17 protein-coding genes and 4 tRNA genes are annotated in these 21,226 nt (G+C 65.8%); 15 read left to right on the forward strand and 6 right to left on the reverse strand.

All coding sequences use genetic code 11. From position 1 onward, the window contains the following. Nucleotides 1-589: 589 nt before the first annotated feature. The gene (locus ACWIQA_RS01560) at nt 590-1,345 is read right to left on the reverse strand and encodes an NUDIX hydrolase (protein ID WP_448581309.1); all 756 of its coding nucleotides are present in this window, start codon (nt 1,343-1,345) and stop codon (nt 590-592) included. 50 nt (nt 1,346-1,395) lie between these two features. On the opposite strand from ACWIQA_RS01560, the gene ACWIQA_RS01565 reads away from it, so the two are divergent. From ACWIQA_RS01565 to ACWIQA_RS01595, 7 genes are all read left to right on the forward strand, one after another. After that, complete coding sequence (locus tag ACWIQA_RS01565) at nt 1,396-2,283, forward strand: acyl-CoA thioesterase (protein ID WP_448581310.1); 888 nt, start codon at nt 1,396-1,398, stop codon at nt 2,281-2,283. Nucleotides 2,284-2,380: 97 nt separating this feature from the next. Continuing rightward, nucleotides 2,381-2,456 (forward strand) — tRNA-Ala (locus tag ACWIQA_RS01570). Nucleotides 2,457-2,553: 97 nt separating this feature from the next. Further along, nucleotides 2,554-3,663 (forward strand): Ppx/GppA phosphatase family protein, encoded by a 1,110-nt coding sequence (locus tag ACWIQA_RS01575; protein WP_448581311.1) that lies wholly within the window; start codon nt 2,554-2,556, stop codon nt 3,661-3,663. Next, nucleotides 3,663-4,340, forward strand: a complete 678-nt coding sequence (locus ACWIQA_RS01580; protein ID WP_448581312.1) for an RlmE family RNA methyltransferase — start codon at nt 3,663-3,665, stop codon at nt 4,338-4,340. The genes ACWIQA_RS01575 and ACWIQA_RS01580 overlap by 1 nt, the downstream gene beginning before the upstream one ends. Nucleotides 4,341-4,379: 39 nt before the next feature. Further along, complete coding sequence (locus tag ACWIQA_RS01585; protein WP_448581313.1) at nt 4,380-5,351, forward strand: agmatine deiminase family protein; 972 nt, start codon at nt 4,380-4,382, stop codon at nt 5,349-5,351. Then, nucleotides 5,348-6,199 (forward strand): N-carbamoylputrescine amidase, encoded by an 852-nt coding sequence (aguB, locus tag ACWIQA_RS01590; protein WP_448581314.1) that lies wholly within the window; start codon nt 5,348-5,350, stop codon nt 6,197-6,199. The genes ACWIQA_RS01585 and aguB overlap by 4 nt, the downstream gene beginning before the upstream one ends. After that, complete coding sequence (locus ACWIQA_RS01595; RefSeq protein ID WP_448581315.1) at nt 6,196-7,254, forward strand: Kelch repeat-containing protein; 1,059 nt, start codon at nt 6,196-6,198, stop codon at nt 7,252-7,254. The genes aguB and ACWIQA_RS01595 overlap by 4 nt, the downstream gene beginning before the upstream one ends. Nucleotides 7,255-7,301: 47 nt before the next feature. On the opposite strand, the gene ACWIQA_RS01600 is transcribed toward ACWIQA_RS01595, so the two are convergent. Continuing rightward, on the reverse strand, nt 7,302-7,946 hold the full coding sequence (locus ACWIQA_RS01600; protein ID WP_448581316.1) for a uracil-DNA glycosylase: 645 nt from the start codon (nt 7,944-7,946) through the stop codon (nt 7,302-7,304). Here ACWIQA_RS01600 and folK point away from each other — a divergent pair. Next, nucleotides 7,945-8,517, forward strand: coding sequence for a 2-amino-4-hydroxy-6-hydroxymethyldihydropteridine diphosphokinase (gene folK / locus ACWIQA_RS01605; RefSeq protein WP_448581317.1), 573 nt, complete (start codon nt 7,945-7,947; stop codon nt 8,515-8,517). The genes ACWIQA_RS01600 and folK overlap by 2 nt on opposite strands. A 13-nt stretch (nt 8,518-8,530) precedes the next feature. Further along, nucleotides 8,531-8,606: transfer RNA gene (locus ACWIQA_RS01610), tRNA-Lys, on the forward strand. Nucleotides 8,607-8,715: 109 nt separating this feature from the next. Here ACWIQA_RS01610 and ACWIQA_RS01615 read toward each other — a convergent pair. From ACWIQA_RS01615 to ACWIQA_RS01625, 3 genes are all read right to left on the reverse strand, one after another. Next, nucleotides 8,716-8,800 (reverse strand) — tRNA-Leu (locus ACWIQA_RS01615). Between the two features lie 74 nt (nt 8,801-8,874). After that, nucleotides 8,875-12,201 carry a TonB-dependent receptor gene (locus tag ACWIQA_RS01620; protein ID WP_448581318.1) on the reverse strand — a complete coding sequence of 1,109 codons (3,327 nt, stop codon included), beginning with the start codon at nt 12,199-12,201 and terminating at the stop codon, nt 8,875-8,877. Nucleotides 12,202-12,505: 304 nt separating this feature from the next. Beyond that, a tRNA-Val gene (locus tag ACWIQA_RS01625) sits at nt 12,506-12,581 on the reverse strand. 87 nt (nt 12,582-12,668) lie between these two features. On the opposite strand from ACWIQA_RS01625, the gene ACWIQA_RS01630 reads away from it, so the two are divergent. Further along, complete coding sequence (locus tag ACWIQA_RS01630; protein ID WP_448581319.1) at nt 12,669-13,862, forward strand: serine hydrolase domain-containing protein; 1,194 nt, start codon at nt 12,669-12,671, stop codon at nt 13,860-13,862. A gap of 78 nt (nt 13,863-13,940) precedes the next feature. Here ACWIQA_RS01630 and ACWIQA_RS01635 read toward each other — a convergent pair whose 3' ends face one another. Then, nucleotides 13,941-15,458 carry a glucose-6-phosphate isomerase gene (locus tag ACWIQA_RS01635; RefSeq protein ID WP_448581320.1) on the reverse strand — a complete coding sequence of 506 codons (1,518 nt, stop codon included), beginning with the start codon at nt 15,456-15,458 and terminating at the stop codon, nt 13,941-13,943. Between the two features lie 208 nt (nt 15,459-15,666). On the opposite strand from ACWIQA_RS01635, the gene rnc reads away from it, so the two are divergent. Genes rnc through ACWIQA_RS01660 form a run of 5 tightly spaced genes read left to right on the forward strand, consistent with a single transcriptional unit; the run spans nt 15,667 to nt 21,222 of the window. Beyond that, nucleotides 15,667-16,386 (forward strand): ribonuclease III, encoded by a 720-nt coding sequence (rnc, locus tag ACWIQA_RS01640; protein WP_448581321.1) that lies wholly within the window; start codon nt 15,667-15,669, stop codon nt 16,384-16,386. After that, entirely contained in the window at nt 16,379-17,290 is a 912-nt protein-coding gene (era, locus tag ACWIQA_RS01645; RefSeq protein ID WP_448581322.1) for a GTPase Era, read from the forward strand. The genes rnc and era overlap by 8 nt, the downstream gene beginning before the upstream one ends. Nucleotides 17,291-17,306: 16 nt before the next feature. Next, on the forward strand, nt 17,307-18,032 hold the full coding sequence (gene recO, locus ACWIQA_RS01650) for a DNA repair protein RecO (RefSeq protein ID WP_448581323.1): 726 nt from the start codon (nt 17,307-17,309) through the stop codon (nt 18,030-18,032). After that, entirely contained in the window at nt 18,029-20,272 is a 2,244-nt protein-coding gene (parC, locus tag ACWIQA_RS01655) for a DNA topoisomerase IV subunit A (RefSeq protein WP_448581324.1), read from the forward strand. Before recO ends, parC begins: the two co-directional genes overlap by 4 nt. Next, nucleotides 20,269-21,222, forward strand: a complete 954-nt coding sequence (locus ACWIQA_RS01660; RefSeq protein ID WP_448581325.1) for an alpha/beta hydrolase — start codon at nt 20,269-20,271, stop codon at nt 21,220-21,222. The genes parC and ACWIQA_RS01660 overlap by 4 nt, the downstream gene beginning before the upstream one ends. Nucleotides 21,223-21,226: the final 4 nt, after the last annotated feature.

The following is a 21,226-nucleotide window of genomic DNA, read 5'->3' on the forward strand; positions in this document are numbered from 1 at the left end:
GAGGGGAAAGAGGATTTCTGCGTTTGACGCAGAAAGGAAAAGAGGATGAGAGGCGAAGATAGGAACAAGAGAGAGGTTTGGAACCCCGTGTTCCCCGCCCACGCGGGGATGAACCGGCAGGGCTGTGAAGCGCGCTTCCAAGCCGGACGTGTTCCCCGCCCACGCGGGGATGACGAACAGCGTCCACGGCCAGGCGTCTCTCGGTTCGGGTGTTCCCTGCGCCTCCGCGGGGATGACCGTGCAGCTTGGCCCTCCAGGCCACGCCTCAGAGCACGGGGATCGAGATCTCCCAGCGATCCTGGTGCCCGCTTTCATCGTGCATGGTGCGCCATCTGTACTGTCGGCTGCGCAGCCTTGGCGCCAGGGCGAGGCATGGCCGGGGCAGGGTATGGCCGGTGTAAGGTGCAAGCCAGCACGCAGCCCTGGCTTTGACCGGGTCTTGCGCACGCTCGACGTGGTCAGGGCGGCCGCGATTGGCACGGTATCTCACTTTCCAACGCGCGGCGTTCGCACTGATCTCCATCGTTGCTGCGCAGCGATCCGGTACGCGCTCTGCAACCATCTGGTCGCGCACGCAACTCGTGAGCCGTCAGGTCCGGCGGATGCTTTCCCACCGTTCGGCAGTCAGGGGGTAGCCTATACCCTCTGGGATGGTGAGCCAGGCGCCTTCGATCCGCGGCTGGATGAAGGGGGCGGGCGTCGGGTCCGCGAGGAGGTCGGCAATCGTCTCGAACCTGGCCACACGAGCAAGGTTGCAACGTGTTGGAAAGAGGAGTGAAATGGCCCCAGCTTCGGCTTCGGCGAGGAGGGCCGCCGGCGGCGCCCAGCGCGCATGGACCGCCTCGGTGCCATCGGCCGCGTGCGCTTCGCCCTCGGGCATGGCAGCGAGGAAGAAGCGAGTGTCGAACCGCTTGGCAAGCCCCTCCGGCGGCACCCAACGCGCAAAGGGCTTGAGCACGGCGGCATCGAGAACATGGCCGATCCGCTCGAGAAGCTGGGCAAAGGCAAGCGCATGGCTGTTGGACAAGGGGCGAAGCTGCGCCCGTTCAGCAGGCTCGACCATGCGGCCGTGCGAAAGCAGCACGCCGGCCTCCTCGAAGGTTTCCCGCGCAGCAGTCACGCGGGCGGCAGCGTCTGCAGCGGAAAGTCCCTCAAAGCCGCGAAACGCAGCGCCTGCAGGCGCATCAGTCGAGTCGACCTTGCCGCCAGGAAAGGCGATCGCGCCACCTGCAAACCCCATGCCGCGCGCCCGCTCGATCACAAGCACCTCCAGCCCGTCTGGCCCATCCCGCCCGACGATCAGCGTTGCAGCCGGAATGGCGCCCAAGGTGTCGATGTGCTCCATTGGCCTCCCATGCCTTGCCGCGCCCGCACTGTGAAGCTAGCGCGCTACCCATGCCCGCCATTGCCCAGTGGGACGGCCGCTCAGTTCCCGAACTTCTTGCGCTCGAGCCCCTGGATTTGAACCTTTTCACCAATCGTCTCAACCAGCGCAATGCCAATGGCGCTCTCTTCGGCGGCCAGGTGTTGGCCCAGGCCCTGGCTGCCGCCACGCTGACCGCGCCGGAAGACCGCGCCGTCCATTCACTCCATGGCTATTTCCTGCGCGCTGGCCAGAGCGACCGGGCAGTCATCTACAGCGTCGAGCGCACCCGCGACGGTGGCCGTTTTTCAACCCGCCGGGTGACTGCCATTCAGGCCGGCGAGCCCATCTTCCATATGGAACTTGGCTTCCACGCCTGCGAGAATGGGTATGACCACCAACGGGATATGCCAGAGGGTGTGCCAGGGCCGGATGCGCTGCTCGACCTCCCGGGCCTTGCCGCAACGATGGGCGAGCGGCTGCCGGACTATGTCCGGCAGCGCTGGGCTGACCCGACCCGGCCAGTCGAAGTGCGGCCACTTGATCCCGAGGCGTTCCTTGACGGCCGCGGCCGCGAGCCTCGCCGCCGCTTCTGGCTCCGGATGCCAAGCGGCAGCAGTGCGCCCGCTACCGCACAGGCCGCACTTCTTACCTATGTGTCCGATTACTGGCTCGCCGGCACGGCTGTGTTGCCTCATGCGGTGCCGATGCCAGGTCCCTCTGTCTTTCTCGCCAGCCTCGATCATGCCATGTGGTTCCATCGGCCAGCGCGGGTCGATGACTGGCTCTTTGTCGAGACCGTAAGCCCTTCGGCGCAGAACGGTCGCGGCCTCTCGCTCGGCTTCGTCTACGATCGCGGCGGCCAGCTCGTTGCCACCATGGTGCAGGAAGCCCTGATGCGGCCGCGTCGGCCGAGCTAAGATCCGCCCTTGGGGTGCGCGTTCAGGCTGCCCTTGCCTTGCGCCCGCCGCTTGGCTAAGGGCGCGCACTCCGAAGCGGGCCCCGGGCGTGACGAAAGGGGACGTAGCTCAGATGGGAGAGCGCAGCAATCGCACTGCTGAGGTCAGGGGTTCGATCCCCCTCGTCTCCACCACCCACCCGCTGTCGCCATGTTGTTGCGAGAATCTTGAGATTTGGTGACAGTCTGCTAGGCTGCGCGGCAGGTGCCCGAGTGTTCGGGCGTTGCTGGAATGTTGCGACTTGTGGCCGACGTTGATCCCGGGCGGTCGCCGCCTACCATCCTCAATTGCCCTGCTTCCGATCCGGCCTTATCCGTTGTCCCGCCGTGTCGCCGCGAGCGGGTTCGCACTTATGGCGCCATCGACCTTGGGACGAACAACTGCCGCCTCTTGATTGCTCGCCCTGCGCCTGGTGGCTTCCAGGTTATCGATGCCTTCTCGCGCGTGGTCCGTCTCGGCGAGGGGCTGGCCGAATCCGGGCGCCTGGGCGCTGCTGCCATGGATCGGGCAGTCGCAGCGCTTGCCATATGCGCCGAGAAGCTGGCGCGCCGCCATGTCTGTGAGGTGCGCTCGGTTGCAACCGAAGCATGCCGAAGCGCGGCCAACGCTCCCGAGTTCGTCGCCCGAGTCTACCGCGAGACCGGGATCGCGCTGGACGTGATCTCGCCTGGTGAAGAGGCGCGGCTGGCCGTTCTTGGCTGTCAGACCCTTATTGATCACGAGGTTCCGCGCACGCTCGTCTTCGATATCGGCGGCGGCTCGACCGAAGTCGCCTTGCTCGAGCGCTGCAACGCCGCAGAGGCGTGGCGGAGTCTGCAAGAGACGGGTCTTTCCGATACGCTGCAGATGCGCGGATGGGCCAGCGTGCCTTGGGGTGTGGTCAGCCTGGCCGAGACCGAAGCCGAGGAAGCCCAAAGCCCGACCGGGCGGCTGGAAGCCTTCTTCCGCATGAAGGCGCGCGTGAGCCGTCACCTCACGGATCTCCGGCGAGTTGCCGGCCGCGATCTTGCCCTCCTCGGCGCCTCGGGCACGGTGACAACGCTTGCCAGTCTTCTCATGGGCCAGACCAGCTACGATCGCGCCCGGGTGGATGGCAGCTGGGCGCAAGTCGATGGCCTGCGCGCACTTGGGCGGAAGCTTGCGGCACTCCCGGCCGCCGAGCGAAGCGCCATCCCGGGCATTGGCCGCGATCGCGCCGAGCTGGTTGTCGCGGGTGCTGCCATTCTTGAAGCCCTGCTCGACCTTTCCGCCCATGCGCGGATCCGTGTCGCTGACCGGGGCCTGCGTGAAGGCATCCTCCGCTCTATGATTGCAGCCGACGCCCGGCAGGCGCAGGCCTGATGCCGGCCACGCACCGCGGCGGGCGCGATGGCCGCCGGCTGGCGTCCGGACGCGGTCGCAGCGCATCTTCCACCCGCTGGCTTGAGCGGCAGCTCACCGACCCCTATGTCCGCCGCGCCAAGGCTGAAGGCTATCGGGCCCGGGCTGCCTACAAGCTGATCGAGCTCGACCGGCGGTTCGGACTTTTGGACCACGCCACCCGCATCGTCGACTTGGGTGCAGCGCCTGGCAGCTGGTGCCAGGTGGTCCGGGAGCGGCAGCCGGCAGCGCGGCTGGTTGGGATCGATCGCCTCGCCATGGACCCGATCCCAGGTGCGATCCTGCTGCAGGGAGATTTTCTTGATCCCAATGCAACTGGGGCAATCAAGCAGGCGCTTGGCGGACCAGCCTGTCTCGTCCTTTCTGACATGGCGGCCAACAGCGTGGGGCATGCGCCAACCGACCATTTGCGCACGCTCGCGCTGGTCGAGGCGGCAGCCGCCTTCGCATCCGAAATCCTGCGCCCCGGGGGAGCTTTCGTTGCGAAGGTGCTGGCCGGCGGAACCGAGGCCACGCTCCTTTCCGACCTGAAGCGCCAGTTCGCCAGCGTCAAGCATGCCAAGCCGCCAGCGAGCCGGAAGGAGTCGCGCGAGACCTATCTTGTGGCCCAGGGGTTTCGCGGCTCGCGTACCGGTTGAAGTGGATTCGCCCGCAGAGCCCGACTAGAGGAGGCCGCCATGCCGCTTCCTGCCGAATGGGCGCCGCAAAAGGCGATCTGGACCGCCTTTCCATCAGATCCCGCGCTGTGGGAAGCCGACCTCGCCCCCGCACGCGCCGAAGTGGCGGCCCTCGTTACGACCCTGGCTAAGACCGTTCCCGTGCATCTCCTCGCCAGCGGCGCCGAGGCGGCCGCTGCGGCCCGCGCGGCAACCGGGGCTGCAGCCCAGGTCCATGACATGGCGTTCGGCGATATCTGGCTGCGTGACACCGGGCCCATCTTCATGGCCGAGCGGGAAGCGTGTGCATTCCGCTTCAACGGCTGGGGCGGCAAATATGACCTTGCAGGCGATTGCGATCTCGCTGACCGGATTGCAGCCGAAGCGGGGGCGGGGCTGACCCGCTTCGACCTCGTCCTCGAAGGAGGTGCGATCGATACCGACGGCCACGGCCTTCTCCTCACCACCGAGCAGTGCCTCCTCAACCCCAACCGCAATCCCGGGCTCGACCGCCGCGACATCGAGGCGGTCTTGCGTGCAGCGCTTGGCGTGCGGCGCGTGGTCTGGCTTGGCGAGGGGCTCGCGAACGACCATACCGATGGCCATGTTGACAATCTCGCCCGTTTCGTTGCCCCCGGCACGGTCGCCATTCCTCTCGCCGCCGGGCCCGACGACCCGAACGCGGCCGTCTTCGCCGATGCCCGCGCCCGCGCCGCCGACGCCGGGCTCCTCGTCCTCGACATGCCGTCGGTTGGCCGTTTCGAGCTTGCCGCTGACCTCGCGCCAGCAAGCCACATGAACTTCATCATTGCCAACGGCCAGGTCGTCGTGCCGCTCTATGGTGGCCCCTCGGACTACGCGGCGGTCAGGGCCTTGGCGCGCGCCTTTCCGCGCCACAAGGTGACTGGGCTTCCCTCCGTTCACCTGCTCTCGGGCGGTGGCAGTTTCCACTGCATTACCCAGCAGCAGCCGGCCTCAGGTGCGCGCCCATGAGCCGGGAACTGCGAGTCGCTGCCATCCAGATGGCCTTCACTGGTGACCGGGCGACCGATATCGCCCGCACGGCTGAGAAGGTGCGCGAGGCCGCAGCTATGGGCGCTAAGCTCGTCCTCCCTTCCGAGCTGTTTGAGGGCCATTATTTCTGTGTGACTCAGGACGAAGCTCGATTCGCAGCTGCAGCCCCGGTTGAAAGCCACCCCGCCGTCACCACCATGCAGGCGCTGGCAAAAGAGCTCGGTGTCTTCGTTCCCGCGAGCTTCTTCGAGCGCGACGGCCACCATTATTACAACTCCATCGCCTTCATCGGGGCAGGCGGTGAAGTCGAGGGACTCTATCGCAAGTCGCACATCCCCGACGGCCCCGGCTACATGGAGAAATTCTATTTCCGGCCCGGCAATACGGGGTTCCGCGCTTGGAAGACACGGCTTGGCACGATCGGCGTTGGCATCTGCTGGGACCAATGGTATCCGGAGACAGCGCGCGCCCTCACGCTCGAGGGTGCGGAAATCCTGCTGTTCCCGACCGCCATCGGCGCCGAGCCGCATGACCCGTCGCTCGACACAAGGCGCCTGTGGATCCGCGCCATGGTCGGCCACGCCGTCTCCAATGTCGTGCCCGTCGTCGCTGCCAACCGAGTCGGCACCGAAAATGGCCAGAACTTCTATGGCAACAGCTTCATCACCGACGAGCGCGGCGACATGCTTGCCGAAATGGGCACGGTGGAGGAAGGCGTGATCGTCGCGAGCGTCGATCTCGACCGCGCTGCTCGCCACCGTGCTGCCTTCGGCTTCTTTAGGGACCGCCGGCCCGAGCTCTACCGGCGGCTTGCGGAAGACCGGTGAAGCGGCGCACGCTCCTTGCCAGCAGCGCGGCACTGCTTGCCGCACCTGCGCTTGCGCAATGGACGCCGCCAGCCAAGGAGCGGGTTGCCCGCCCGCCTGCGGCTCCGCCCCGGTTCCGCAGCCAGCCCGCACTCCCCAAGCCGGTCCAGGAGATCTACCCGGCCTTGTTCGACGCCCGGATCATCGTCGGTGGCGGCTTCGAAGCCCGCGGACCTGCAGTCAAGAGCTTGGCCGACCTAGCACCCACGGCCGCCGTTCACGCCTTTCGTCCTGGCGCGCGTGCGTGGGAGCGTCTGCCCGATCTGCCGATTGCGCTCCACCACCCTCTCCTTGTCAGTCATGCCGGGCGGCTGTGGTGCATCGGTGGCTTCACTGCGCGGTCCGGTGCGCTCTGGATCATGGAGCGCCGGGTCTGGACACTTGCGCGCGGCGCGGCCCGTTGGGAGGAAGGTCCACCGCTGCCCCGCCCGCAGGCCGAAGCCGTCGGTGGCGTGGTCGGCGGCCGCCTCATCGTTGCCGCCGGCCGGACGCCGATGGAAGCGGCCAACGCCGGCTTTGCCGACCATGGCGATACCCAGGACTGTTGGATGCTTACCTCCGACGGCCAGAAGTGGGAACCGGGGCCCCGGGTGCCGCGCGGGGTCAACAGCGCTGCCTTTGCGGTGCTCGACGGCCGGCTCCACATGGTCGGCGGGCGCTATGTAACTGGCGGGCAGATCCTCAATATTTCCGAGCACCAGGTCTTTGACCCTGCAAGCGGCAGCTGGAGCCAGCGGGCCGCGATGCCGGCACCGCGCGGCGGCCACGCTGCTGCAGTCGCCCTTGGTCGGCTCTATGTGTTTGGCGGGGAGAGCTTCGGCAAGTCTCCCGCAGTCCACGCCGAAGTCTTCGCCTATGACCCCAAGGCCGATCGCTGGCAGGAGGTCGCGCGCATGGGCGAAGGCCGCCACGGGCTTGGCGCTGTGGGCGTGGCCGGCCGGATCCACCTTCTTGGCGGCGCGGCCGAGCCGGGCGGCCGGGCCACGCGCGCCACCCACGAGCAGTTTACCCCCTAGGCCAGTTCGCCCCGCTGGCGGACGACGGCATGCGCAACCGCCCCCACTCATGGCGTATCATGCAGTCCGCGCAAGTGCATCGCTTGCTCGACCACGGCGCGGAACATGTCAGCCGTCAAAACTCCGGTGTTGGTGTTGAGACGCGAGCAATGATAGCTGTCGAGGAGATACACGCCCGAGGGCAAACGGTGGACCGCGCCATGGGCAAAGGGCGCCTTGGGGAGCTTGCCACCGAGTGCTTTCACTGCCGACTGGTGGGCGATGGCGCCGAGCGCCAGCACCACGCGCAGGTTGGGAAGTCCGGCAAGGCTCGCTTCAAGGAACGGCCGGCAGGCCCGCACCTCCGCACCCGTCGGTCGGTTGGCAGGCGGCACGCAGCGCACGGCGTTGGTGATGAAGACATCCTCGAGCACCAAGCCATCGTCGGCATGCTCGGCATAATGGCCGGTTGCAAGGCCAAGGGTCAGCAGCGTGTCATAGAGGAGGAGGCCGGCATGGTCGCCTGTGAAGGGCCGCCCGGTGCGATTGGCCCCCGCAAGCCCAGGCGCGAGGCCGACGATGGCAAGCCGAGCCAGGGGATCACCAAAGCCCGGGACAGGCGAATTGAACCATTCCGGGTGGCGCTTCCGGTTCTCGGCGCGGAAGATGGCAAGCCGCGGGCACAGAAGGCAATCGGGGCTCGGATCACGCATGGCTGACAAGGCTAGCAGCCGCGGCGGGTGGCACAAGGCCGGCCCAGCTGCGATCCTCGCCCAGCGGGGGGTCCGAGTTGCGATCGGGCTCGGTTCCAACCGTTGCCATGGCCGTCACGGCCGGCCTCAAACCGTGCTCCGTGCAGCTGCCGCAGCGCTTGCCAACAATGGGGTGGCCGAGCTCCGGCTTTCCAAAATCCGAGAGACTGCACCGCTCGGGCCCTCCCAGCGCCGGTTCGCCAATGCCGTTGTGATCGGCAGGTGGCAGGGCAACGCGGAGGAGCTTCTGGCCCTACTAAAAGGTATCGAGCGCGCCTTCGGTCGGCGGACCGCTCGCCGCTGGGGCCCACGCGTGCTCGACCTCGACCTGCTGGCCTTCACTGACGCCGTGATTGCGCGCCGCGGCCTGACGGTTCCGCACCCCGGTCTGCCTCAGCGCGCGTTCGTCTTGCAGCCCTTTGCCGACCTTTGGCCTTGCTGGCGACACCCCGCCCTCAACCTGTCGGTCCGCGCGCTTCTGGCACGGCTGGGCAAGTCCCGCGCGATTGACCGGCCAGACCCCTGCCCCTAGGGCGTGCTACTGCGGGCTCGTAGCTCAGTCGGTAGAGCAACGGACTTTTAATCTGTAGGTCCCGGGTTCGAATCCCGGCGAGCCCACCACTGGCCGGACTGGGGAGAGACTCCCTTCAGTTGGAAAGCAGCGCGCAGCACTACGGCGCGCAGCACCAAGGAGTGAGCGAAATCCCGGCGGACCGGGCAAGGCAGGCCATGGTACCCCCGGCCGGACTCGAACCGGCATGCCCGAAGGCTCCCGATTTTGAGTCGGGTGCGTCTACCAATTCCGCCACGGGGGCAGCGCCGCCTTGCTAGGCGGCCTGAAGCGCGAAGAAAAGGCCCGGCAGCCAGTGCGACCGGGCCTGGGCAACTTCTAGTAGCTCAAGCGGACACCGAGGCGCAACGCCCAAGTCGAGATATTGACCTGGTTGGTGACGTTCGGCTCGCGGAAGCTCGAGTAAACATAGCGAGTGCACGGCACGTTGAGTGCGGTCGTGCCCTGGCAGGCCACGTTCACGATCGGCGCCATGTAGGGGAAGGCCACTTGGCGAAGTGCGCCAAGATCGCTGTCGATCAAGTTCAGAAAATTCTCGAAGTCCGCGAAGGCCTCGACTCGTGAGCCACGCAAGAAGGGGATCTGCTGGGCGATCGAGAAATCGAGCTTGTTAAAGCGCGGTGACTGGCCGAGGTTCTTGGGCACAATCCGGCCTTGGAAGTCGGCAAGTTCGGAATTGAGCACATAGTTCTGGAAGGCTGTGAAAGTCGCTACGTTGGCATAGGTAACGCGCGGGTCAGCGTCGATGGCAGACACATTGGGCACATAGAGCAGGTAGCGGCTGTTGAGCCCTGTGGTGCCAAATACCGCCGAGCGGTTCGGTGTTTGGTCCTGCATGGTATGGCTGAAGCGCTGGCCCGCCACCGAATTGAAGAAGAACTCGAAGCGTGTCGCAGCGTTCTTGAAGAACTCGCGCTGGTAGCCGAGGTTTACTCGGAAGGCATTGTCGCGCTGGTAGATTGAAGTGCCGTAAGCGGCAAGGTTCGGGTCAGCCGAGGCGGCATTATTGTAGTTGGAGAGCGCGACCGAGGAGGTGCCGGGGTTTACGTCGTACGCGCGCTGGAAAGTGTAGGCAAACCCGAAGTCGAGGCCGGCATCCCATTGCTTGTCAACACGAGCCACAATGTTCCAGCTGTAACCCTTGTCGGTGTTGGTCAAGAACACATCCTGGTTGTTGCCTGAGGCAGGCGAGAAGGGCTGGTAGCGCGGCCGCCCATCGGGCAGCGTGGGCTGGACCGTGTTGCGCACTGAGCGCAGGTCGGTCCATACCAGCGCGTCCCGCACCCGCGACCATATGATGTCGCCGCCAAGCCGCCAGTCGTCGCCAAGCGGGCCCGCATTCAGCCGATAGTCGATTGTGCCTGAGATCCGCCATTGCGAGGGCAGCTCGAAATTGGGGTCCAGTGCATTGGTGGTGGCAAGAACTGGGCCCTGGGCGCGGAGCAGGGTCAGAAGTTCTGCTGGAATAAACTGGCCACCGCGGACATTGTTGAGCGTGGCAGCGCCAAGCTCGGCCACCTGGGCGGGAGTAAGTCCCGGGATCCCGGGAATGGAGAAGCCGCCGGAGGCCGTCCGGATTACGGGTGTAGAAGCAAGCAGCGGCCCCGGGTTCGAGAAGCTGTTCGAGATCCAGACATTGGGCGAGCCCCCAGCAAACAGGCCGGCCGAGCCGCGCAGTGTCAGCCGGTCATCCACACGCCAGTTGAGACCGAGGCGGGGCTGGAAAATGCCGCGGCCGTTGAGCGTCGCGTTGTTCGCAAAACCATAGCGGTCGACGAAGGCCTGGTTCAAAAGGGGTCGGTCGCCGCTCTGGTAGAGGTCATAACGAAAGCCATAGACGAAGCTGAGATCAGGCCGGATGTCCCAGCTGTCCTGGACTCCGAATGACCACTGGACATTGGTAAAAATGGCGCGCACGGTGTCGATGTCGCCGCGCGTTGGCGTGGCAATGAAGAGATTATTGGCACGCCCAGCCTCGAAGTCGGCAATCGAGTCAAAACGCCAGTTTCCCGAGACATTCTGGGCAAAGAGATTGTTGAAACTCTGGGTGCGGCGCTCGATGATCGCCTTTACGTCATGGTCATTCTGGCGCAAGCGGGCGAGCAACTCGACACCCCAGGTTTTTACGTCGAGCTCGTTTGCCTGCCGAGAAATGTCGGGACCAAACTGGATGCGGCCCACACCGGCAGGGCAGGGCGGTGTCACGGAGCCGACCGTCGGCCCGGGGGCAAGGCAGACCTGGAACTGGCCGAAGTCGCGGCCGTTGTAGGGCACCTGCAGCCGGGTATAGTCGTTGTAGCTGAAGCGAGCCTGGGTGGAGAAGGCGTCGGTCCAGTCGCTGTTGAGCTGGAGAACCCCGTAGTGGTTGATCGAGCCCTGATTGTAGCTGTTGGATTGTAGAGACAGCGTCTCGTTCACAGCACCCACTTGGGCAGCACTAGTCTGGCCGGCGAGCAGATTGCCCTCGTTGAAGATATAGGTCGCGGCCAGTCGATGGTTCTCGGCCACATTCCAGTCGAGCTTGGCGACCAGTTTTTTGTCGGCCTCATCGACATTTGTCGGTACGTCGAGCGGATCATAGTTGTAGCGCGGCCCGCGCGCAATCTGCTGGATGCGCGTGATGTCAGCCCGGGTGACGGTGCGCAAGGTGTTGCCGAAACCCTCACCGGCGGGGCCCACGAGCGCGGGCGTGGAGTTGTCGAGCTGCTCGTAGGTGACAGCGAAGAATAGCCTGTCCTTGACGATGGGGCCAGTCAGCTGGACTCCCCAGATCCGCGAAGTAAAATCGCGGCTGACCTCGATGCCTTTGGTCCGGTTGCCGGCAAGGCCATCATCATTGAAGGACCAGAAGCCCGTAAAGCTTGGCCGATTGGCACCGGACTTGAGCACGGTGTCCACCGCACCGCCCTGGAAATTGCCCTGCTGGATGTCGACGGGGGCGACCTGCACAGTGAATTCCGCGATGGCATCAAGCGGGACCGGCCCCCGAGCCGAAGCGAGGCCCCCCGCCTCAAGGCCAAACGGGTCGCCAAAGGCGATGCCATCGACGGTGATCCGATTGAAGCGGTTATTCTGGCCAGCAACCGAAATCGCCCCCGTCCCGTTGGTGGGGTCGAGCACGACATAGGGGCTGCGTGCCGCAAGCGTGCGGACGTCCCGATTGACAGTTGCGACCTCGCGGATGTCATCGGCTGTGAGAAGCGTGGCTGCTCCGGTCTGAAGCTCGACCGAGCTTTGCCGTGCGCGTTGCGCGGTGACCTCGATGGTCTGCCCCTCGGGCACGAGGAACACCGCAAGACGCTGGGGTTCGCCCGAGACGATGTTGGCGATCGTCGCAGTCGCCGAATCATAGCCAGGCGCCGCAACTGCAATCTCGAACGGGCCACCGATGCGGAGATTGGCAGCGCTGAAGCTGCCAGAAGAATCGGTGGTAACAACGGTGCGCGTGGCGGTTGGCGTGTGCGTGATGGTGACCGTGGCGCCGGCGATGGGCGTGCCAGAATCGTCGGTCACCTGGCCACGGATGGTGCCAGTTACGTCCTGCGCGTGGGCCAAGGGCGCCAGTGCTAAGGGCGCAAGCACGGCGGACAGTGCGACGGTTGCACGAAGAATGCCAAGAAGGACCGGCGCTGGCCTGGCTGCCATGGGGAAACTCTCCCGAGCTGCGCGAGGACGTGCAGCCGCCCCCGCAGGTTGCATGCGCTGCCTTTGGCTGGGGTTCGTGAAAGGAGTGTTACAACTGCATGAAGGCTGGGGGACAAGCGCTGCGCTGTTGTTGCGCTGCAACAGGAGCGCGGGATCAGGCGATGTCGCTCCGGCTTTGGCGCTTCTGGGCCTTTCGCCCAGTGGTCCGCTCGGGCGGGTTGCATGCCTTGAGGCCACGCCCGCACAGGCTGCTGGCTGCGACGGCCGCGTGCGGGCGATCTGCGATGGCTGCAGTCGCCTGCGGTGGTGGGCGGTGACGGGATCGAACCGCCGACCTTCCCGGTGTAAACGGGACGCTCTGCCAGCTGAGCTAACCGCCCCCCAAGATCGGGAGCCGCCATCAACCTTTGCCAAGGCGCGCCTGGCTGCTAGCCCGCCCGGCCGGTGAAGCCAAGAAGGAAGCAGAAATGGCGCACGGGTTCCGGGCTGGCAGGCTCAAGGCCATCGACCGCTATCTTGCCGATCGCTATGTGCTGGCCGAGCGCCTTCCCGGCACGCTGTTGCTGGTGGTCCGCGGCGGCGAATTGGCGCTCTTGTCGGTGCAGGGCCATGCGGATGTGGCGCAAGGGCGCCGGCTTCACGCCGATTCGATCTTCCGCATCTATTCGATGACGAAACCGCTCACTTCGGTTGCGCTTATGATGCTCTATGAGGAAGGGGCCTTCGCACTCGACGATCCGGTTGAGAAATTTATCCCCGAGTGGCGTGGTCTCCAGGTCTTTGCGGCGGGAACGGCCAAGACCGGTTGGATCACGACCCCGCCGGTACGGCCCATGCAGGTCATCGACCTGCTGCGGCACACCTCGGGCCTGACCTACGGCTTCCAGCTGCGCTCGAACGTGGATGCCGCCTACCGCCAGAAGCGGATTGGTGAAATCGAGTCATCGGGCACGCTTGCAGACATGATCGCCGCCCTCGCGGGCATGCCGCTCGAATTCTCCCCAGGTGAGGCGTGGAACTATTCGGTTGCAACCGATGTCTGTGGCTTCCTGGTCGGGAAGCTTTCTGGCATGCCGTTTGAGACCTTTCTCGAAAGCCGCATCCTTCGGCCACTTGGCATGGCGGATACCGGCTTCTTCGTGAAGCCGGGCAGCACATCCCGGCTTGCCACTTGTTACCAGCCCCGCAAGGGCGGCGGTATCGAAGTGCAGGACCAGGCCGAGACCTCCCCCTTTCTTGCGCCACCCAGCTTCATCTCCGGCGGTGGCGGCCTCGTCAGCACGGCAGCGGACTATCTTGCCTTTGTGGAAGCGTTGCGCACCGGTCGCCACGATCTTCTTGGCCGCCGGACTTTCGCCCAGATGACGGCGAACCATCTGCCCGGCGGCGTGGACCTGCCGGCGCTCTCGCGCTCGCTTTTCTCCGAGGCCACCTATTCCGGCGTCGGCTTCGGCCTCGGCTTTGCGACCACGGTTGACTGGGTGAAGACAGGACTTCCGGGGAACAATGGTGACTGGTTCTGGGGTGGTGCCGCCAGCACCTTCTTCTGGTGCGATCCAGCAGAAGAGCTCTCGGTCATATTCATGACCCAGCTCATCCCCTCCTCGACCTGGCCGGTCAGGCGCGAACTTCGCCAGCTCATCTACGCTGCGCTTGCCTGATCCCGCCGATGGCGTCGAGATGGCCGAAAGATGATGGCCCTCGGGCAGTCTCCTGCCTGGCCCAAGCAGCCACCCGTGTCAGGATGCGGAGTTGCGCGCATTGGACAAGAAGGCCTGGAGCGTTGCCGTCACCGGGTCAGGCGCTCTTGTGCCACTTGTAATTTCGGCTGCCATCTCCTTGCCAAGCTCCACCCCCCATTGGTCGAAAGGGTTCAATCCGAGCATGGCCGCAAAGGCGATGGTGCGGGCCTCGAACAGGGCAAGGAGCGCGCCGAGTCGCTCTGGTGTGAGGCGGTCGAGAAGGATAGTCATACTCGGCCGGTTGCCAGGGAAGCGGCGCTGAGGGTCCGGCGCATTGGGTCGGCCGATGGCAAGCGCGGCGCCCTGGGCAAGGCAGTTGGCAAGAAGGGCCTCATGGTGCGCAGCCGCCAGGCCATGGCCGGGTGTTGCAACCGCCACAAATTCGACTGGATCCGCATGCGTTCCCTGGTGGAGCAGCTGGAAGACGGCGTGCTGGGCATCTGTGCCAGTCCCGCCCCAGAGGATGGGCGCCGTGGGCCCCGGGACTTCTCTGCCATCAGCCGTCACCCCCTTGCCGTTCGACTCCATCTCAAGCTGCTGCAACCAGGCCGGGAGCAGGGTAAGCCGGACATCATAGGCAAAGACGGCGCGTGTTGGCCGGCCGAGCAAGTGGGAAAACCAGAGATCGGCAGCAGCCAGCCGGAGTGCAGCGTTGGTCATGAACGGCGCTTCCCGCACATGCCTGTCCATGGTGTGGGCGCCGTCCAGCAGGCGCATGAACGCTGGCCAGCCACACCGCACAGCAAATGGCAGGCCAACAGCGCTCCATAGCGAATAGCGCCCGCCGACGCTCTCGGGGAAGACAAGGACTTGGGCGGGGGAAACGCCGGCGGCAATCGCACGGTCAGGGGCGGCGGTGACCGCTGTCACGCGGGCCATCGGCTGGCGCACTTTCGCGTCCAGAAGCCATTGGCAGGCACTTTCAAGATTTCGGAGCGTCTCGCTTGTGGTGAAGGTTTTGGAGACAGCGATGATCCCGGTCCGGTGGGGGTCAAGGTCTTGTATGGCCCTTGCCAGGGCCTCACCGTCGATATTGGCCACCACCCGGACTTCGGGGCCATCACCGGTGGTCCCGAGGGCATCGAGAAGCAGCGCTGGGCCGAGCGCTGAGCCGCCGATGCCGATGTGGAGAATGTGGCGCAGACCCGAAGTGCGCAGCCGCCGGGTCTCGGCTTCGAGCGCGGCATGTCCACCATGGACAGCCCGGGTTGCTGGATCGCGCAAAGCCATGTGGGTTGCAGCGCGTCCCTCGCTCGGGTTGACCGTGTCGCCGGCGGCCACCCGCTCGAGAAACTGGGCTACGCCGCATTCCGCGGCAAGCTCGGCGAGCACCGCAACAGTTGCAGCCTCGAGCCCAAGACGAGAGAGTTCGATCAGCATGCCGGGGAGTGCAAGCTGGTCCACATGGCCGGCATCGAGCATGGCACGAAGACTTGGTCGCGGCGCGAACTTGTGTGCCCGCGCCCGTTCCCAGGCCGCAGAGGGGGACATGGCAGCAGCCGGAGGCAGAGACATGACATCCCCCTAGAGCGGCCCCGGCGGGGATTGAAGTCGCATCAGCAAGTCATCCCGCCGCTCTTGCCTTGCTCCGGTGCTTGACAGTTGCCCGCCTCAGCGCGAGCGATTTCCGCATGGCATGGAGCGCCGAAGCCTCGAACTTGTCAGCGATCGTCCTCGGCGCGGACGGCCCAGTCCATGCCAGAAGCAAGAGGCTGGCAAGGTGATGGCAGACGCCAGGTCCCGTAAAGCAGGCAACGCAGACTGTGACGCGACCAGTCGCCTCGATGACGCCGGCTGGAGCCGACAAGTGCTGGGTCACGCCTTTGCTGATGAGGGGCTGCTGTTGCGGGCGCTGACCCACCGGAGCATCGGCCCGGACAATTTCGAACGGCTCGAATTCCTCGGCGACCGGGTTCTCGGCCTCGTGATTGCCGAGCATCTGTTCCGTGCCTTTCCAGGCGAGCCCGAGGGCGGCCTGACCAGGCGCTTCCATCATCTCGTCAGCCGCGAGACTTGTGCCGCCGTCGCCCGGTCGCTCGGCGTGCCGGGGCGGGTGCGATTGAACCAGCAGGCGCGAAGCGATGGCGGGGCCGATAGCGACAACATCCTTGGTGACGTGATGGAAGCGCTCATCGGCGCAGTCCACGCCGATGCGGGGCATGCAGCGGCCGAAGCCCTGGTGCTGCGTGCCTGGGCCCCGCGCCTCGGCTGTTGCGTGGAGTCGGTCAAGCATCCCAAGTCGGCGCTGCAGGAATGGGCGCTGGCCCGCAATCTGCGGCCACCTGTCTATGAGACGATCAGGCGATCGGGACCTCATCACGCGCCCCGCTTTGAAGTGCGGCTCACCGTTGGCGATTTGCCCTGCATTGAAGCGAGCGGCGGATCCAAGCAGGAGGCCGAAACGCGCGCGGCCGAGCTTTTCCTCGGGCGCCTCAGTGGCTGATGCGCCAAGGCCAGCGCCTCTGCGCTGCGGCACCATAGCGCTTATCGGCACCCCAAACGCCGGCAAGTCGACACTGGTCAACAGCCTCATCGGCCAGAAGCTTGCGATCGTGAGCCCGAAGGTGCAAACGACCCGCACCCGCCTGCTCGGGATTGCAGTTGCCGGCGCGGCACAGCTGTTGCTGTTCGATACGCCTGGGCTGTTCGCCCCCAAGCGGGCGATCGACCGGGCGATGGTCTCAGACGCGCGCGAAGTCGCGCGCGATGCTGATATCCGTCTGCTCCTGGTTGATGCTGCAAGGCCCGCCATGCCCGACGCGGTGGGAGAGGTGAGCAGCGAGGCAGCGCCAACCTGGCTGGTCTTGAACAAGATCGACCTGGTCGCAAAGGAGAAGCTGCTGCCGCTGGCAGCGCGGCTTGCAAACGAGGCGGCGTTCAAGCAGGTGTTCATGGTCTCGGCGCTGACTGGCGATGGCGTCACGGACTTGCGCGAAGCGTTGGCTGAGGCCGTGCCTGAAGGGCCGTGGCTCTACCCGGAAGACCAGCTGACCGATGCGCCCGCGCGGCTGGTCGCAACCGAGCTGACGCGCGAGCAGCTTTTCCTCCAGCTTGGGCAGGAGCTGCCCTATGCGGCAGCCGTGTTGCCCGAAAGCTTCGAGACAAGGCCGGACGGGTCGCTCCATATCCGCCAGCAGATCCTGGTTGAGCGCGACAGCCAGAAGGCAATCGTCCTCGGCAGGGGTGGGGCGCGCATCCGCGCCATCGGCGAGGCTGCGCGCGCGGCGATCGGCGAGGCGCTGGGAGCGCCAGTGCACCTCTTCTTGCATGTGAAGGTTGCACCTGGCTGGCCGGAGGATGCGCGGATGCTGCGGGCACTCGGACTGGCAGGGCCCCATCGGACCTGAAGCAACTGCTCCGGCCATGGACCGACATGAAGACGCCCTGGTGCTGACGGTGCTGCCCCATGGCGAGCATGCCGCCGTGGTCCGGTTTCTCGCGCGCGAGGCAGGCCTTCTGGCCGCCTATGTGCACGGCGCCCGCAGCCGGCGGCGGCGGGGCGACCTTGCGCCCGGCAACCGGGTTCGGCTGGCGCTCAGGTCGCGTGTTCCCGACCAGTTGCCGACGGCTGCGATCGAGCCACTGGCGAGCCGAGCGCTGCTCGCCTTTGGCCCTGCAACTGCTGCTGCGCTCGACTATCTTGTCCAGCTGCTGGCCGGGGCGCTGGCCGAGGGCGAGGCATGTCCGGATCTCTACCAGCGCTTCGATGCTCTCCTTGACCTGATGGCGGCCGGCGATGATTGGCTTGCGGCGATGATCCGGTTTGAACGTGATCTTCTCTCCGGGCTCGGTTTCGGGCTCGATCTTGCCCAGTGCGCCTTGACTGGCCAGCCGGCTGACCTCGGCTTCGTGTCTCCGCGCTCGGGTCGTGCTGTGTCCCGGACTGCGGTCGCAAACCAGCCTTGGGTGGGCCGGCTGCTCCCGCTCCCCGCCTTTCTCGTCGATGATGGGGCCTATGCGACCCCGACTGACATGAAAGCAGGCCTGGAGCTGACCGGGCATTTCCTTGCCCGCTACCTCTTCACCGATCTGCCGCGCGCTGCCGCCCTTCGCGCCGAGGCTGTGGCGCGGCTAGGGGCGATGCCATGAGCGCACCGACCGACGACCGCGTGCGTGATGCACCTTTTGACGCTGCTCTTGCCGAGCGCTACCTTGTCTATGCGCTCTCCACGATTACGGCGCGCTCGCTTCCCGATGTGCGCGACGGGCTGAAGCCAGTGCAGCGGCGCCTCTTGTGGGCGATGCGGCTGCTCCGGCTCGCCCCCGACCAGGCCTTCAAGAAAAGCGCGCGCGTCGTCGGCGACGTAATCGGCAAATATCACCCCCATGGCGACCAGTCCGTCTATGACGCGCTTGTCCGGCTCGCCCAGGATTTTGCCCTTCGCTACCCCCTCGTCGACGGCCAAGGCAATTTTGGCAACATCGACGGGGATGGCGCTGCTGCCATGCGCTATACCGAGGCGCGCCTCACCCGAGCCGCCACCCTCCTCATGGAGGATGTTGATGATGCGACGGTTCCGTTTCGGCCGACCTACAATGGTGAGGAGCAGGAGCCCGAGATCTTCCCGGCGGCCTTTCCCAACCTGCTCGCAAATGGGGCGCAGGGGATTGCGGTGGGCATGGCGACTGCGATTCCGCCGCACAATGTGGCCGAGATCGCCGATGCCGCAACGCTTCTGCTCGACGACCCCAAGACCGATCTTGCCGATCTTCTCGCAGTCATGCCGGGGCCAGACTTTCCGACTGGCGGCCTCATTGTCGAGCCGCGCGACTCAATTCTCGCAGCCTATGCAAGCGGGCGCGGCGGCTTTCGCCTGCGGGCGCGCTGGCATGTTGAGGAGCTCGGACGTGGGACCTGGGCGGCAGTTGTGACCGAAATCCCTTATGGCGTCGCCAAGGGCAAGCTCATCGAGCAGCTGGCCAGTCTGATTGCCGAGAAAAAGCTCGCAGCGCTCGAGGATGTGCGTGATGAGAGCGATACTGCCATTCGCATCCTGATCGAGCCGAAGTCGCGCAATGTCGCGCCTGATGCGCTCATGGACAGCCTGTTCCGCCTCTCAGACCTCGAAGTACGTGTGCCCTTGAACCTCAATGCGCTGGGCCCGGACCGGGCGCCGCGTGTGCTGGGTCTAAAGGCGGTCCTCCTGGCCTGGCTCAACCATCGCCGCGACGTGATGGTAAAGCGCAGCCGGCATCGGCTGGCTGCCATTGCCGACCGGCTTGAACTGCTGGAGGGTTTTCTCGCCGTCTATCTGAACCTCGACGAGGTGATCCGGATCATCCGCGAGGAGGAGGAACCGAAGCCAGCACTCATGGCCAGGTTCGCGCTGTCCGACCGGCAGGCGGAAGCCGTGCTCAACATGCGGCTGCGGGCCTTGCGCCGGCTGGAGGAGCTCGAAATCGGCCGCGAGCGCGACCGGCTGCTGGCTGAGCGCCGCCGGCTCGAGGGGCTGGTCGGCTCACAGGCACAGCAGACGAAGGCGTTGAAAGTCGAGCTGGCAGCGCTTCGGCGCGAGTTTGCGCCCGACACTGCCCTTGGGCGGAGACGGACCAGCTTTGCCGAGGCCGTTGCCGTCGCCCCCATCCCGAAAGAGGCACTGGTCGCCCGCGAGCCGCTGACGGTCATCCTCTCGGCCAAGGGCTGGATCCGAGCGCAAAAGGGCCATGCCGATCTCGCCGACTCCTCCGGGCTCAAGTTCAAAGAAGGTGACGAGCTTTTGCTCTGGTTTCATGCGGACACGCTGGACCGGATCCTGCTCCTTTGCCCTTCGGGCCGGGTCTTCACGCTCGATGCCCATGCGCTTCCCGGCGGGCGAGGGTTCGGCGAGCCCGTGAGCCTCATGGTCGACTGGCCGGCAGGCGCAGAGGTGGTGGCGGCCGCGCCGCTGCGGGAGGGCGCGCGCTGGCTGCTGGTGGCAAGCGATGGCCGCGGCTTTGTGGCCCCCGTCTCTGCTCTGGCCGCCGAGACGCGCAAGGGTCGGCAGGTGATGACGCCGCGCGCTGGCGCGCGCCTTGCGGTTGCGCGTGAAATCGCTGAGGGCGACGACCATCTGGCAATCATTGGCGCCAACCGGAAGCTGCTGCTCGTGCCGCTTGCCGAAGTCCCCGAACAGGAAAAGGGCCAGGGCGTTACCCTCCAGAAATATCGTGATGGCGGCGTCTCAGATGCAATTACGCTGAAGTTCGCCGACGGCCTGTCCTGGCGGATGGCCGGGGAGACGGGGCGCATCCGCACTGAGAGCAATCTTCTGCCCTGGCTCGGCGCGCGCGCCAGCGCTGGCCGAATGGCGCCGACTGGCTTCCCCCGAGACAACCGCTTCGCACAGTGATCCGGTTTATTGTTGCGCTCCTCCTCGCCACGTCGGCCGCAGCCGAGCCCTGGCCCCTGCCGCGCAGCGAAGTTGTCTCCATTCCTGCACTCGAGCTCGGACGCGGCTACCGCCATATTGTCGTGCTGCCGCCAGGCTATGAGGAAAACCCCACGCGACGCTACCCCGCCCTGTTCTTCACCGATGCGCCGCAGTCCGCCGCGCTCCTTGCCGGCATGATGACCCGGCTTTCGGCCGGCGGGCGCGGGCTCGAGCCGGCGATCCTCGTCGGCCTTGGCTATGCGGAAGGTGAGACTGGGCAATACAGCCGCCGGCGGGACTATACGCCCACCCCCCATGGCGACATTGACGCGACCTCCGACATGCCCGGCCGGCCGGTCCGCTACGGCGAGGCAGAAGCCTATCGCCGGCATCTTGAGACCGTCGTCTTCCCCGAACTCGAGCGCCGGTTCCGGATCGATCCGGCACGGCGCATGTATCTTGGCCATAGCTATGGTGGTCTTTTCGGAGTCCATGTGCTGCTGACGAAGCCGGAGATGTTTTCGCACTACATCCTCATCTCACCGTCGCTGTGGTATGATCGCAAGCTGATGCTGGCGCGGGAGCGTGGCTATGCGACGCGTAACCGCGACCTGCCTGCCAAGGCGCTGTTCCTGATCGGCGGGCTGGAGACGGTCGAAGACCCCGATCCCGAGCCCTTTGGTGACGCCTTGCACGCCATGGTCGAGGACCAGGAGGCGTTTGTCGCTGCGCTGAAGGGGCGGCGCTATCCCTCGCTTGCGGTCGAATCCCGCGTGCTTCCGGGCGAGGATCATGGCTCAGTCTATGTGCCCGCCGTCAGGATGGGGCTTGAATGGGCGCTTCCTGGCACCGGCAGGCCCGAGCGGCTGCCCTGCCCCAAGGACCAGCCGAACTGCCGCTATCCAAAGTGGGCGCCGGCCCAGCCCTGACGAG

Source organism: Thermaurantiacus sp. (assembly GCF_053487655.1).